Source organism: Nocardia sp. NBC_01503 (assembly GCF_036327755.1).
Taxonomy (GTDB): domain Bacteria; phylum Actinomycetota; class Actinomycetes; order Mycobacteriales; family Mycobacteriaceae; genus Nocardia.
In genome coordinates this window covers 6,184,552-6,198,907 of sequence record NZ_CP109596.1, presented here as the reverse complement: position 1 = coordinate 6,198,907, position 14,356 = coordinate 6,184,552, and the positions used below count along the sequence as shown (strand labels likewise).

Here is a 14,356-nt window from a genome sequence, read left to right as displayed (position 1 = left end):
TCAGCGCAGTAGGTTCACGATCTGCCGGTAGGCCGTGCGGGTGGGCGGTGCGAGCTTCGACCAGCTGACCGCGCCACCGGTGGCCAGATGCGCGTCATAGGGAATCTCGGTGACGGCGCGGACGAACTTTCCCAGGTAGGTGCGAACGTGTTTGGCGTAGCCCGGACCGTCGCTGGGGTTCTGCCTGGTCACGACGATGACCGCCTCGGCCAGGTGGTACTCGCTGTAATTGTCGTCCAGCCAGATCAGGGCCGGGCGTAGTCGGTTCACCGCGTCGGCGCGGGCGGCCAGGGTGATCACCAGCGAGATGCGCGAATCCGCCAGCAGCGGTGCGACCATCCGATTGGTCACCGGCGATCCGCCGTCGTAGACCGGCAGACATCCGGCATCACAGAGGCTGCGATGCACCGAGGCGTAGCTCTCGCGCCGGGGTAGCGCCTCGGGGCCGCGCGGCAGAATGCCGACGCTCGAGGTGTTCTCACCACAGCTGTCCAGCACCGCCGAGGCCAGCCCGCGATGACTCATATTCAGCCAGGACTGCACGGTTCCGGCGGGATCGATTGCGTCGCAACCCCTTCGGGCCAGATCCCCGCCGGTCGCGGTGGCATCCACCACGATCGGCGAATGTTCGCGGTAGTTGTAGGAGGCGGCCGTGGCCACGCCGAGCGCGGTGGTGGTGGTGCCCGCGCCGCCGGAGCTCCCGAGTACGAGTACCGGCGGTAGATCGGCCCAGAGCAGAAAGCCATTGGTGCTGCGCAGGCGCACGACATCGGTGGGAGCGCCGGGTGGGGCCGGACGTAGCAGCACAGACAGATCCGTAGGGGTGGAGGACAGCGCGGCGGGATGATCGGGAAAACTGAGAGACACTCGAAATTCCTTTGTGCGAGCGGCATCGCCTGTAGGACACGCGGCAGCGCAACCGATCGAATACGTCCCGCTCGGCACCCACACCGTGCCGACGGACACCCCTGCACTACCACGTCTTCGATGAAGTAACTTCGGTTACTGCGCCATCCCCCCTTGCCGATACTCGAGGCTCAAAAGAGTTGTACTACAACTCCTTTCAGGGTGGAACGATAGTACACCGATCATGTTGCCGTGACGATTCGGCGGCGATCGTGATCGGTTGACCGGGAATTATCTTCGAATGCGCCGCCGATCCATCGATTCTCCGAATGCGGATAACTACATCGCCCCTGCGCCATATAAGACGCGCGGGCGATATTCATCTCACAGAATCGCGATGGGTGCGACCGGAGCTCCGGTCGCACCGACGAAGGGTTCCGGAGTCGCCGAGAGCAGGAATTCATAGCGGCGTTCCTGGGCGCAGACCTCGGAGAGCTCCTCGAGGTTCCAGTTCTGCCCCTGCAGCATGCCCATCTCCACCAGATGTAACGCATGCACGGCGAGCCAGACATTCTCGATCTCCGGCGGGAAGATCTCGAAGGTCAGCGTGTCATTGGCCACGGCCGCGACATCACGCGCATGAAACCATTCCGGGCAGCGCACCGACAGACCCGGCGACGGCACCGCATAGCCTTCCCGGTCGCCCGCGAGGAAAAGGCGTATCTGACCGGTACGAATCAAGACCAGATCGCCCGGGCGGACCCGAACCCGGCCGAATTCCTCGGCCGCCTCCAACTCCTCCGGGCCGACGGCGTAATCCGGGGCCAGCCGCTCGACGCCGAGCGCCGCGGCCACATCCAGCAGTACGCCCCGCGAGACGATATGCCGGGCCTTGTCGATACCGCTGCGGGATGCCCCGCCGTGGGCGGTGATCCCGGAGGCCGGGCGATTGTTGTAGATCCGCCCCGCGCGCGAGACGTGCGGCAAAGCGTCCCAATGGGTTCCGGCCTGCAGGCCCATGGTGACCACATCATCACTGGTGGCGACCGTATCGGGGCCGAACATCTCCCAGTTGACCGCGATCATGCTGTGGAGTGGGTTGACTCGGCCGCGAATCATGCCGGTCTGAATGCCCTGCTGGCTCAGCGGCACCGCCAGCGGCACCCGCCGCCCGCTGCGAACCACGGCGGCGGCCGCGCGCACCACATTGTCGGTGATGAGGTTGAGCGTGCCGATCTCGTCGTCGGAACCCCAACGGCCCCAATTGTTCACGCGCTTGGCCAGGTCGAGAAATTCGGATGGGAAAGCCATATCCGGAAACTTACCCACCGCGCGCCGGTGAACCGCACACACCAGACAATCCACTCGCCGAGTACCGTGGACAATTGGTCACCGTGGAGTTCGCCCGCTGGTAACCCTCGTGTGAAACAACAGACGCCGGAGCGCCGAACGGTTCTATGAGAGGTGGGCACGACGCGATGCAGCAGTCCCAGGTCGATACGGCGGTGGGCGCCAGCCCGTTGCTACGGGCCACACTGGCACCATCGGCCCGAACCCTGGTCGATATTCTCGCCGCCACCGCGGCGGCGCATCCCGAGGCACCCGCCATCGACGACGGTGCGGCGGTGCTCAGCTACTCGGAGTTGCTGAGCGAAATCGATATCGAGGTGGGCCGCCTGGCCGCGGCGGGTGTGCGCGCGGGTGATCGGGTCGGCGTACGCATGCCGTCGGGGACCGGTGCGCTGTACATCACCATCCTCGCGGTGCTGCACGCCGGTGCCGCGTATGTGCCCGTGGACGCCGATGATCCCGACGAGCGGGCGCGCCTGGTCTTCGGTGAGGCGAGGGTGAGCGCCATCGTCACCGGCGAGGGCATCCGAAGCACCGGTGTGACAACCGAATCCAGGACCGAGTCGACCGCGCACCCGACGCCCGCCGATGACGCCTGGATCATCTTCACCTCCGGCTCCACCGGAACACCGAAAGGCGTTGCGGTGACCCATCGCAATGCCGCGGCCTTCGTCGATGCCGAGGCCCGGCTGTTCCTCCGGCAGGAGCCGATCGCCCCCGGTGATCGCGTACTGGCCGGACTCTCGGTCGCCTTCGACGCCTCCTGCGAGGAGATGTGGCTGGCCTGGCGGCACGGAGCGTGCCTGGTGCCCGCGCCGCGCGCGCTGGTGCGCACCGGCGCGGATCTGGGACCGTGGCTGGTGCGCCGTGAGATCAGCATTGTCTCCACCGTGCCGACGCTGGCGGCGACCTGGCCCGCCGAGGCCCTGGACGCGGTCCGGCTGCTCATCTTCGGCGGCGAGGCGGTGCCGCCGGAGCTGGCGGAGAAGCTCGCCGGGACCACCGATCGCGAGGTGTGGAACACCTACGGCCCCACCGAGGCCACCGTGGTCGCCTGCGCGGCGCTGCTGAACGGCTCCTGGCCGGTGCGCATCGGGCTACCCCTGGACGGCTGGGATCTGACCGTCATCGACTCCGCAGGAAACCCGGTCGCCGAGGGCGAATCCGGTGAACTCGTCATCGGCGGCGTCGGCCTGGCCCGCTATCTGGACCCGGCCAAGGATGCGGAGAAGTACGCGCCCCTGGAGTCCGTCGGCTGGGACCGCGCCTATCGCAGTGGTGATCTGGTGCGCAATGACAGCGAGGGCCTGGTATTCCTGGGCCGCGCCGATGATCAGATCAAGCTGGGCGGCCGCCGAATCGAACTCGGCGAGATCGACAACGCGCTCCAGCATCTGCCCGGAGTCACCGGTGGCGCGGCCGCCATTCGAACCACCAAGGCGGGCAATAAGATTCTGGTCGGCTACCTCACCGGACCGGGCAACGACTACGACCTCAAGGCCGCGCGAGCCATTCTCGCCGAACAACTTCCGGCTCCGCTGGTACCGCGCCTGGCCGTGGTCACCGATATGCCGACCCGCACCTCCGGCAAGGTCGATCGGGATGCGCTGCCGTGGCCGCTGCCCAAGGTCGCCGAGGTCGATCCCGGGCTCACCCCGACCGAGCAATGGGTTGCCGGACTGTGGGATTCGATTCTGGGCGCGGAGGTCACCGATCCGAACGCCGACTTCTTCGATCTGGGCGGCGGCTCACTCGCGGCCGCGCAGTTGGTGACCGGATTGCGGGAACGGCATCCGCAGATCACCGTCGCCGATCTCTACGATCAGCCGCGACTCGGCGCGCTGGCCGCCCTGCTGGACGCCACCGCGCCGGTCGCCGCCGCACAGGAGCGCGTGGTCCGCCCGGTTCCCCTGCCCGCACAGCTGTTCCAGGTACTGGCCACCATTCCGCTCACCACGCTGACCGGATTGCAGTGGCTGACCTGGCTGGCGATTGTCGGCAATATCGCGTCCTGGACCGATTCGCTGCCGTGGCTGCCGCACCTGTCATGGTGGTGGGCGCTCATCGCCTTCCTGCTGTTCATCTCCCCGCCCGGCCGAATGGCATTGTGCGTGGCGGGTTCCCGGCTGCTGCTGAGCACCGTGGCGGCCGGAACCCATCCGCGCGGCGGTGCGGTGCATCTGCGGCTGTGGACGGCCGTACGACTGTCCGAGGCCAGCGGGGCCGAGAACCTCTCCGGCGCACCGTGGATGGTGCCGTTCGCGCGCGCCCTGGGCGCGCGCATCGGCAAGGGCGTGGATCTGCACACCCTGCCGCCGGTCACCGGCTTGCTCGAACTCGGCGACGGCTGCAGTGTCGAACCCGAGGTCGACCTGTCCGGATACTGGATCGACGGCGATCTGGTGCACATCGGCCCGATCAGCATCGGCCCGGGCGCGGTGATCGGTGCGCGCTCGATTCTGCTGCCCGGCACCAGGATCGGTAAGAACGCCGAGATCGCGCCGGGTTCGGCGGTCTCCGGCCGGGTCAAGGCCGATCAGGCGTGGGCCGGTTCACCGGCGGTGAAGGTCGGTAAGGCACAGCACGGCTGGCCCGATCACACCCCCGCGCGCGCACCCCAGTGGATCGCCATCTTCGGCATCACCTCCATGGCCCTGGCCGCGGTGCCGATTCTCGGACTCGCCACCGGTGGCGCGTTGATCGCCTGGTGGATTCGCGATACCACCACCCTCACAGCGGGACTCGGGCGCGCGTTCGCGATACTGCCGGTGGCCGCGTTGCTCAGCCTCGGCGTGTACGCCGCGGTGACGATTATCGCGGTGCGACTGTTCAGCATCGGACTCACCGCCGGATACCACCCGGTGCGCAGCCGCGTCGGCTGGCAGACCTGGGCCACCGAACGGCTGCTGGACTCCGCCCGCACCTTCCTGTTCCCGCTCTACGCAAGCCTTTTGACCCCGGTCTGGCTGCGCCTGCTCGGTGCGAAGATCGGCAAACACGTCGAAGCCTCCACCGTGCTGCTACTGCCGAAGTTCACCACGGTCTCCGATGGTGCGTTCCTGGCCGACGACACCATGATCGCCAGTTATGAACTCGGCGGCGGCTGGCTGCATATCGGTGAGGCCAAGGTCGGCAAGCGCGCCTTCCTCGGCAATTCGGGTATGACCGCGCCCGGTCGCCGGGTGCCCAAGAACGGGCTGGTCGCGGTCCTCTCGGCCGCACCGTCCAAGGCCAAGGCGGGCTCTTCCTGGCTGGGAAGTCCGCCCGTACGCCTGCGCCGCACCGCCGGAAGCTCCGATACCGCACGCACTTTCGATCCGTCCTGGCGGCTGCGGGTGGCGCGCGGCATTGTCGAGACCTGCCGTTTGATCCCGGTGCTGGTGACCTTCGCCATCGGCCTGGGCGTGCTGTTCACCCTGGCATGGCTGGCCCAGCACCTCGGGCATCTGGCCACCGCACTGCTCAGCGGGCTGGTGCTGCTGGCCGCCGGTGCCGTGGCCGGGGCCTGCTCGGTCATCGCCAAATGGTTGCTGGTCGGGCGGATCGGGCGGGTGGAGCATCCGCTGTGGTCCTCGTTCGTCTGGCGCAACGAGGTCGCGGACACCTTCGTGGAACATGTTGCCGCACCGTGGTTCGCCCGCGCCGCGACCGGTACGCCGGTGCTGAATCTGTGGCTGCGTGGACTCGGCGCCAAGATCGGCCGCGGGGTATGGTGCGAGTCCTATTGGCTACCGGAGGCTGACCTGGTGACACTCGGTGACGGCGCGACCGTGGAACGCGGCTGTGTGGTGCAGACCCATCTGTTCCATGATCGAATCATGGCCATGGACACCGTAACCCTCGGTGCCGGAGCCACTTTGGGACCGCACTGCGTCGCCCTGCCCGCCGCGAGCATCGGCGCGGGCGCGACCATCGGACCCGCGTCCCTGGTCATGCGCGGTGATACCGTGCCGCCGTCCACGCGCTGGTGGGGCAACCCCATCGCGCCGTGGCCGCAGTCCGGAGCGGGCCAGTGATGCCGGCCGGGTTCGACGCGGAGCCGATCGACGATTACCTGCCGCAGAACGGGAATCGTGGCTACCGGGTGTCGCGGTACGAGCTGGAGTTGGTCTACAAGGTAGCCAGCAACCGGCTCAGCGGGCGCGCGGAGATCACCGCGGTGACCACATCGGTGATGGATCGGTACGCGCTGGATCTGGCGCAGTCGCTGACGGTTTCGAAGGTTTTCGTCAATGGCGCGCGGGCCTCGAAGTACACCCATCAGCGCGGGAAGCTGATCATCACTCCCGCACAACGGATCCCGGCGGGCGGTGTGCTCGCCGTGGTCGTGCAGTACAACGGGGTGCCGACACCGCTGCGTGGACAGTGGGGCGAGGTCGGCTGGGAGGAGCTCACCGAGGGCGCTCTCGTGGCCAGCCAGCCCAATGGCGCGGCCTCCTGGTATCCCTGTGACGACCACCCGAGTTCCAAAGCCTCCTACCGCATTTCGATCACCACCGACACCCCGTACTACGCGCTGGCCAATGGCACGCTCATGCGTAAGCAGACCAAGGCCAGCCAGACCACCTGGGTGTACGAGCAGCCCGAGCCGATGGCCACCTATCTGGCCACCATCCAGATCGGGCCGTATCGCAAGCATCGCCTGGAGGCGCCCCGCGGTGCGGTGCCCATGCAGGCCGTACTGCCCCTGCGGCTGCGCGCGGCCTTCGAGCACGATTTCGCGCGGCAACCGCGAATGATGGAGGTCTTCACCGAGAAGTTCGGGCCCTATCCGTTCGAGGGGTACACGGTCGTCATCACCGATGACGAGCTGGAGATCCCCATCGAGGCGCAGGGCATCTCGATCTTCGGCGCGAATCACTGCGACGGGCGGCGCGGCTCGGAACGCCTTGTCGCACACGAGCTCGCACACCAATGGTTCGGTAACAGCCTCACCCTGCGACAGTGGCGCGATATCTGGCTGCACGAGGGATTCGCCTGTTACGCGGAGTGGATCTGGTCCGAGGCCGCCGGCGAGCAGAGCGCCGACCAACTGGCCCGGGCAGCGCACCACATGCTCTCGCGGAACTCCCAGGACATCCTCATCGGCGATCCCGGCCCGGCCCGCATGTTCGATGACCGCGTCTACAAGCGCGGCGCGATCACCCTGCACGCACTGCGCCTGCACTTGGGCGACCCGAAGTTCTTCAACCTGCTGCGCGAGTGGACCACGCGCTATAGGCACGCCTCGGTCACCACCGACGAATTCACCGACCTGGCAGGGCATTACAGCGATACTTCACTGCGCGGGCTGTGGGATGGCTGGCTCTACAGCCTACCCCTCCCCCAGCTCGCACCGCCGAGTCACACCGGTTGATTCGCCCGTTCGAACAAGTGCGGGTCGTGCGAGTTCACCAGGAGCAGGTCCGGCTCGGCGGCTGACCAAAGCCGGGTCAGCCGTTCGTGATTGGCCCGGACCCGGCTCCGGTCGGCGGCGACGAGACGCTCCATCGCCGTCAGGGCGAGCGGGGCGGTTCGGCTGCCGTCGAGTTGGCCGTGGTGGTAGAAGGAATCTCCGGCGTGCAGGATCCACCGCGATCCGGCATCGACGGCGATGGCGGCGTGACCGCGTGAGTGGCCGGGCAGGTTGATGAGCACGATGCCGGGGGCGATCTCGGTGAGCTCCCGAGCGCTCGGGAAGCCGCGCCACGATTCACCGGTGGGCGCGTATTCGACGAGGTCGGGACCGTGTTCGCGGTGCGCCCGGGGATAGCGCTGCCATTCGACCAGGTTTCCCGGGTGCTGCGCGGCCAGCGCTTCGGCATCGGTGAGATGTACTCGCGCCCAGGGAAAGTCGGCGAGGCCGCCGGTGTGGTCGGCGTCGAAGTGGGTGAGCACGATATGCCGGACATCGCACGGATCGAAGCCGAGCTGCCGGATCTGGTTGATCGCGGCTTCAGCGGGATCGAAGACGGGCCGCACATAGCAGCGCGCCAGGCCGAAGCGTCGTATCGGCTGTTCGGCATCGCGCAGGCCGAGACCCGAATCGATGAGTGCCAGACCGTGATCGGTCTCGACGAGTAGGACATGGCAGACCAGTCCGCCGGGTGTGGCGGGCGGATGCATTGTGCCGCAGTTGAGATGGTGGACCTTCATCGAGCCGACAGGTCCGCGGGCGCTGTGTCGACAAGCGCGGGGCTGGGGTCGCTCGACATGGCGAGCAGACCGCGTAAGGCACGAATCACCAGGGGCCAGGTGCGCGGATCGCGCAGCTTCAGGCCGCCGATGAGCTGCTTCAGCATGGTGAGCGTGTCGAAGTAGATGCGCTCGGCGGTCAGCTTCTCGTTCTCGTCGAAGACGAAATACGCCGTCATGCGGGTGCGATGCTTCGAGCCCGTGGGCGGAATGCCGCCGAGTGGCCCCAAATGCGTACCCAGCAGCCAGAATTCGACAATCACGGCATCGGCGCTGTGTCGCAGGGCGATGATCTCGTGATCCTGATCCGGGAAGGCGATGCGGGTGTCGTGGTAGTAGTCGCGCACCGCGGTGTCACCGTCATGAATGGTCAGGGTCGGAATGATCTCGTAGTGCGGGTGCGGGAAAGTCGCGAGGACATCGTCCCAGTCCTGGCGCACCTCATCGTGAAAGTGATCGAGAACTAGCTGCTCACGGGCCCGAAGCACCGCAACGGGCGGTATGGCGAAGCGGTCGGTCATTGCGAATCTCCTGTAATCCCACGGCGTGGGAATACACGTCAGATTAAACCCACGCCGTGGAAATATGCAATGGTGAACCCATGACCGATGCGGCCACTCCGGCGCGGCCCCGACGGGGACGACCACCCAAGACCGAGGCTCAGCTCTCGCGCGCGGCGATCCAGCGGGCGGCGCTCTCCGTGATCGATACCGAGGGCATCGCGGCGGTGAGTATGCGATCGGTCAGCCGGATGCTCGGCGTCGATGCCAAGAGCCTCTATCACCACATCGAGGGCAAGGACGACCTGCTCGATGCGGTCGCCGAACATATCCTGGGCCAACTCCACATCCCCGCGCCGACCGATTCGCTCGACGGCGATCTGCGGGCGCTGGCCCATGAGTTCCGGCGCGTCACTCTCGCCCATCCCGAGGCCGCGATGCTGGTGCTGACCCGCCAGCTCTCCTCACCGGTGGGCCTCACTCCGACCGAAGCGATTCTCGCCCTGCTGCACCGCGCCGGAATCGCCCCGGAGCAAGCGGTCCATCTGCTCAGAACCCTGCTGGCCACCCTCGTGGGAACGCTGCTCCGCGAGGTCTCCGCCGGACCGACCTTCGGTACCGCCGATCCGGCGGAAATCGCCGAACGTCAACGCGCGCTCCAGGACTCGGGCCTCCCAACCCTCGTCCCGGCCGCGCCGTATCTGGCTCATTTCGACCGCGATCAGGAATTCGAGTACACTCTCGACCTGATCGTGCGGATCGTCACCTCGTACGGAGCCTGAACGCCCGACCCCGCGAACGGGCGCTCGTGTTCCATCGCACGGAACGGCTTGCCGGTCAGTCCTTCTCCGTCGGATCCATCCGACGCCGGGCCAGCTGCGTCACGCCGTTGTATCCATAGCCTTCGCCGTCGAGTTCATAGAGGGCGACGTATGCCGCGCCCGGCAGCGTGCCCAGATGGGTGTTGAGCACGTCGTAGGCGTGCTCGATGAACGCCGCCTTCTCCTGAGAGGTGTTGGTGCCCAGGGTGATACTGACCTCGAGGTGCGCACCGGTGGCCTGTGCCGGGCGGGTCGCCCCGACGAACCAGCGGTCCGCGGGTACGAGATTGAGGTGCACGACGGTGACCTCGGGCTCCTTGAACAGGTCCTTCTCCAGCAGACCGGTGATATCCGCCGCGAGGGCGGCCTGGGTGTCCGGTGCGATATCCGGGTCGGCGATGGTTATGCGTACGAACGGCATTCGGCTCAGCTCCTGCTCCCATGGGGTTGACCTCCGAATCTATGGCAGGTTCGGAGGCCACCCAGGGGACAGATCGCGACAGGTGCCGGACTTCGTGCGCCAGCACGGCGAGGGTCAACGGCGCAGGTACGCCGCGCTCTCACCGGCGACCAGGTTCAGCAGATCCCGCTGTGCGAGATTGACATCCAGCAGGTGCGTGCCCCAGGTCTGGTCCGGCAGCACGGGCAGCAGCCCCGCGCCCGCGCCGCCGACCTGGAGTACATGCGGATCGTCGCCGCCGGTGCAGTGGGCTTCGAGGCCGTCGATCTCACGGCCTTCGACAATCGCGTGGATCGGGGCATCGACGTTGTCCCGCAGCGAGGCCGGGTTCGTGCACAGGACCTCGTAGCCGGGACCGTACGGCAGGGTGCCGCGCACATCGGAGATGTCGGGCGTCTGCGGCGAACGGCCGAAACGGGTGTTCGACGGGGGTGTGCGGGTGAACGACGAATAGGCGACGACACAGCCGACCTGTTCGGCATCGGTGCAGGCGGGTACCGAGGCGAAGTCACCGCCGACCGTCGCACCCTTGCGCACCAGCACATCGCCGCCGATGAGCAGTGCCGAAACCAATTGCGACTGAACCGGTTTCCCGTCGATCCGATCGCGGATCAGCGACCGCAGCATCCGGGTGCCCTGCGAATGACCGATGAGCACCACCCCGCGACCGTCATTGTGCTCGGCCAGGTAGTCGTTCCACGCGTTCTCGACATCCTGATAGGCGAGATCCCTTGCCGCGGAGACGCCTTCGGCGGGCGGATGGAACAGTGCCCGCAGTGTCACCTGCCGATACACCGGAGCCCACACATTGCACTGCGCACCGAACAGTCCCGCCTGGGTCCTGGCCACCGCCCGCAACTCCGCCGAGGCGTCGAAGTTCGTATTCGTGGCCTGCTGTAGCGAGGCGGTCGGATACACGTAGAAGCAGTCGATCGGCGCATCCGAACGCCCGCCGCACGGATCACCGGCCTGACCGGGACGGCACAGCCAGGTGGTGGCGGATTCGGCCGAGGCCGGGGCTGCCACCGCGAAGGCCGCGATCAGCGCGAGCACCGTACCGCCGAGCAGCGCCGCGACGGCGGGGAATCGAACGGTCACGCGAATCTCCTTGTCACCGTGGCGGAACCGGCCGGATGCGATAGACCGCCTCGCCACTGCGGCGAGCCTATCGGATCGATGACGACCCGGACTTGGCAAGCGGACGCCATCGATACATAATCACCGTTATGCCAAAACAGGTCGATGCGGTGGCGCAGCGCCGGACCATCGCATCCGCTGCGATAACGGTGATCGGCTCCGCCGGGATCGAGGGGACTCGACTGCGCGATGTGGCGGCGGCCGCCAATGTCACCACGGGCGCGGTCACGCACTATTTCGACGGTAAGGACGCGGTGCTCGAGGCCGCATTCGAGGAGGTCGTGCGGCGGGTGCTGGAGAGCCCGGTGGCCCTGCCTACCACCCCCGGTGACATCGCCGAATGCATCGACATCTTCGCGGTCTACCTGCCGCTGAACGATGAGGGCTTGGGCGAATGGCGGGTATGGCTGTCCTTCTGGGCGCGCGCCATGAACGATGCGCGCCTGCGCGCGGTGCACCAGCGCTACTACAGCGCCATTATCGAGCGCATCGCCTATCGGATCGCCACGATCGGCGGTCCGACGGTGACGCGTACGGACCTGCACGCCCGCGCGGATGCGGTGCTCGCCGCCATCGACGGCGTCGGCTGCCGCGCCGTACTCGAACCCGATTCCTGGCCCGCCGATCGCCAGCGAGAGACATTGTCGCGCTTGCTCTTACCGATGCTCACCGCGTTCGCGCACGAAACCAGGAGTTCCGATCTATGACCGAACAGGACATGTCCGCCGATGATCCGCTGGCGGACTTCGTTATTCGTGAGATCACCCTCGACGAGGTGACCAAGCGCGTGTACGTCGCCGGATCCGGACCGGCAGTCATCGTCATGACGGAGATGCCCGGCATCAGCCCGCATGTCGCGCGCTTCGCCCGCTGGGTTCGTGATGCCGGATTCACCGTCTACATGCCGTCGCTCTTCGGTCGCGACGGTGTGGTGGCCAGTGCCGAGGAAGGTGCGAAGGTTTTCCAGAGAGCCTGTGTCAGTGCCGAATTCCGCGCATTCGCGGCCGACGAATCGAGTCCGGTCACCATCTGGCTGCGCGCACTGGCCAGGTTTGCGCACCAGGAGTGCGGCGGGCCGGGCGTCGGGGCGATCGGCATGTGTTTCACCGGGAATTTCGCGCTCACCATGATGCTGGAGCCCGCCATGCTCGCACCGGTGCTGTCACAACCGACACTGCCGATGAACGATCCGGCCGGAATGCATATCGCACCCGATGAGCTCGCGGCCGTGCGTACTCGGCTCGAACGCGAGGATCTGACCGTACTCGCCTACCGCTTCGCGGGCGACAAGTTCTGCCGCGCACAGCGTTTCGCGGCATATGAACAGGCCCTCGGTGACCGATTCGTCGGCCGGGTACTGCCCGATACTGCCGCCAATCCCGATACCGCACCGTTCTTCTCGACGCATGTGCCCGGCCCGCACAGTGTGGTCACCGCGCATCTGATCGATGAGGCGGGCCAGCCGACCATTGCCGCCCGCGATGAGATCCTCGCCTTCTTCCGGCAGCGGCTCAGCGCGGGCGTTTGATTCACTACTTCCCGACGGGTTCGCGGGCCGCCATGGTGCGGCCGGTGAGCTCGACCGAGCGGACGCGGTCCTCGATATTCGTGGCGTGATGGGCCAGGATGAGCTCGTCCGCGCCGATCTCGGCGGCGAAATCCTCCAGGTACGCGACAACTTCGGCGGGTGTGCCTACCGCGGTGTAGGTGGTCATCTTCGCCAGGTGCGCGCCATTGGGCGTGGTGAGGAACAGATCGATCTCCTCATCGCTGAAATTGGCGTCGGCCGCACCGCGCTGGATCATCGCACGAGCGCGGGCGCGGTAGGCGATCCGCTTCTGAGCTTGGGCCTCGTCGTGATCGTCGGCGGCGAAGACATTCGCGCCCGCCATCACATACGGTTCGGCAAGCTGCTCGGAGGGGCGGAACCCCTCGCGGTAGGCCGCCACGGCTTGATGCAGCGCATCGGGCGCGAAATGCGAGGCGAAAGCGTAGGGCAGGCCGAGATGCGCCGCCAACTGCGCCCCGAAGAGCGAGGATCCCAGAATGTACAGCGGCACAACGCCTTCCGCGCGCGGTACCGCATTGATCCCGGGAATCCGGGAATGCCCGGAGAGATAGCCCCGCAATTCCAGCACATCCTGCGGGAAGCTGTCCGCGGCGGCGGGATTGCGCCGCAGTGCCCGCATGGTCGCCTGATCGCTACCGGGCGCACGCCCCAACCCGAGATCGATTCGCCCCGGGAACAGCGATTCGAGCGTGCCGAACTGCTCGGCGATCACCAGCGGCGAATGATTCGGCAGCATGATCCCGCCCGCACCGAGTCGAATGCTCTCGGTCTGCGTGGCCACATATCCGATCAGCACGCTGGTCGCGCTCGAGGCGATCGACTTCATATTGTGGTGCTCCGCGTACCAGACCCGCCGGTGACCGCTGCGCTCGGCGGCCTGCGCCAGCCGCACACTATTGCCGAAACTGTCACGCGCGGTCTGACCGGGCGCGATGACCGCCAGGTCGAGGAGGGACAGTGCGACAGGCATCGGAGGCCGCCTTTCTGATTCGGAGACATTCTGGGGCGCGGCCGGACCACACCCACTCCCTGTTGCAAGCGATCTCTCGGCGAAGTTATGCCCGCGGCCCCCGACACGCGCACCCGCACCGCTTCCGGCGTAACCGTTCCCGCAGGTGAGACCCTTGCCGCTGTGACCGACTCGCTGATGATGGCCGCGATCGAGACCGTCTCTCAGACGGTGAACTCCTATGCCGCCGCGGCGGCCGGGCGACCCCTGCCCCCGGTGACCTGGATGTGGGATTGTTGCGCCCATTTCTCCGGTACGGAGTCCGAATTCTGCGGCACCTTCCACCCCGATATGCCCGCCATCGAGGCGAACGCCCAACTCGAACAGTGGGCGCTGGCGCTCAATCTCTGGGAAACCACCACCGATCGCGAGGCCACCGAAGGCCGCCGAACCTTCGCGGGCACCCTCGCCGATATCCGCATCCGATTGACCGCGGCGGTCGAATCCCTCTCCCCCGCAACCGAAACCCAACCGCTGCTGATTATGTGA

General features: G+C 66.9%; 13 protein-coding genes. 6 read left to right on the top strand and 7 right to left on the bottom strand.

Features of this window, described 5'->3' with window-relative positions; genetic code table 11:
* Together OHB26_RS28280 and OHB26_RS28275 are read right to left on the bottom strand one after the other, a co-directional pair.
* The gene (locus OHB26_RS28280) at positions 1-867 is read right to left on the bottom strand and encodes a MinD/ParA family ATP-binding protein (RefSeq protein ID WP_330180298.1); all 867 of its coding nucleotides are present in this window, start codon (positions 865-867) and stop codon (positions 1-3) included.
* A gap of 363 nt (positions 868-1,230) precedes the next feature.
* Complete coding sequence (locus tag OHB26_RS28275; protein WP_330180297.1) at positions 1,231-2,157, bottom strand: cyclase family protein; 927 nt, start codon at positions 2,155-2,157, stop codon at positions 1,231-1,233.
* Positions 2,158-2,324: 167 nt separating this feature from the next.
* Here OHB26_RS28275 and OHB26_RS28270 point away from each other — a divergent pair, with 167 nt between their 5' ends.
* On the top strand, positions 2,325-6,212 hold the full coding sequence (locus OHB26_RS28270; RefSeq protein ID WP_330180296.1) for a Pls/PosA family non-ribosomal peptide synthetase: 3,888 nt from the start codon (positions 2,325-2,327) through the stop codon (positions 6,210-6,212).
* Entirely contained in the window at positions 6,212-7,552 is a 1,341-nt protein-coding gene (locus tag OHB26_RS28265; RefSeq protein ID WP_330180295.1) for a M1 family metallopeptidase, read from the top strand. The genes OHB26_RS28270 and OHB26_RS28265 overlap by 1 nt, the downstream gene beginning before the upstream one ends.
* Here OHB26_RS28265 and OHB26_RS28260 read toward each other — a convergent pair.
* Both OHB26_RS28260 and OHB26_RS28255 read right to left on the bottom strand, forming a co-directional pair.
* Positions 7,540-8,331 carry an MBL fold metallo-hydrolase gene (locus OHB26_RS28260; protein ID WP_330180294.1) on the bottom strand — a complete coding sequence of 264 codons (792 nt, stop codon included), beginning with the start codon at positions 8,329-8,331 and terminating at the stop codon, positions 7,540-7,542. The genes OHB26_RS28265 and OHB26_RS28260 overlap by 13 nt on opposite strands.
* Positions 8,328-8,891, bottom strand: coding sequence for an ester cyclase (locus OHB26_RS28255; protein ID WP_330180293.1), 564 nt, complete (start codon positions 8,889-8,891; stop codon positions 8,328-8,330). The genes OHB26_RS28260 and OHB26_RS28255 overlap by 4 nt, the downstream gene beginning before the upstream one ends.
* An 80-nt stretch (positions 8,892-8,971) precedes the next feature.
* Between OHB26_RS28255 and OHB26_RS28250 the strand changes: the two genes are divergently transcribed.
* A complete protein-coding gene (locus OHB26_RS28250) occupies positions 8,972-9,652 on the top strand; it encodes a TetR/AcrR family transcriptional regulator C-terminal domain-containing protein (RefSeq protein WP_330180292.1) in 681 nt (226 codons plus the stop codon).
* A gap of 55 nt (positions 9,653-9,707) precedes the next feature.
* On the opposite strand, the gene OHB26_RS28245 is transcribed toward OHB26_RS28250, so the two are convergent.
* Both OHB26_RS28245 and OHB26_RS28240 read right to left on the bottom strand, forming a co-directional pair.
* The gene (locus OHB26_RS28245) at positions 9,708-10,112 is read right to left on the bottom strand and encodes a tautomerase family protein (protein ID WP_330180291.1); all 405 of its coding nucleotides are present in this window, start codon (positions 10,110-10,112) and stop codon (positions 9,708-9,710) included.
* A gap of 114 nt (positions 10,113-10,226) precedes the next feature.
* A complete protein-coding gene (locus OHB26_RS28240) occupies positions 10,227-11,249 on the bottom strand; it encodes a DUF3089 domain-containing protein (RefSeq protein WP_330180290.1) in 1,023 nt (340 codons plus the stop codon).
* Between the two features lie 128 nt (positions 11,250-11,377).
* Between OHB26_RS28240 and OHB26_RS28235 the strand changes: the two genes are divergently transcribed.
* Together OHB26_RS28235 and OHB26_RS28230 are read left to right on the top strand one after the other, a co-directional pair.
* Positions 11,378-11,995, top strand: a complete 618-nt coding sequence (locus OHB26_RS28235; protein ID WP_330180289.1) for a TetR/AcrR family transcriptional regulator — start codon at positions 11,378-11,380, stop codon at positions 11,993-11,995.
* Positions 11,992-12,816, top strand: coding sequence for a dienelactone hydrolase family protein (locus OHB26_RS28230; RefSeq protein WP_330180288.1), 825 nt, complete (start codon positions 11,992-11,994; stop codon positions 12,814-12,816). Before OHB26_RS28235 ends, OHB26_RS28230 begins: the two co-directional genes overlap by 4 nt.
* A gap of 4 nt (positions 12,817-12,820) precedes the next feature.
* Here OHB26_RS28230 and OHB26_RS28225 read toward each other — a convergent pair whose 3' ends face one another.
* Positions 12,821-13,828, bottom strand: coding sequence for an LLM class flavin-dependent oxidoreductase (locus OHB26_RS28225; protein WP_330180287.1), 1,008 nt, complete (start codon positions 13,826-13,828; stop codon positions 12,821-12,823).
* Between the two features lie 162 nt (positions 13,829-13,990).
* Here OHB26_RS28225 and OHB26_RS28220 point away from each other — a divergent pair, with 162 nt between their 5' ends.
* Positions 13,991-14,356, top strand: a complete 366-nt coding sequence (locus OHB26_RS28220; protein WP_330180286.1) for a hypothetical protein — start codon at positions 13,991-13,993, stop codon at positions 14,354-14,356.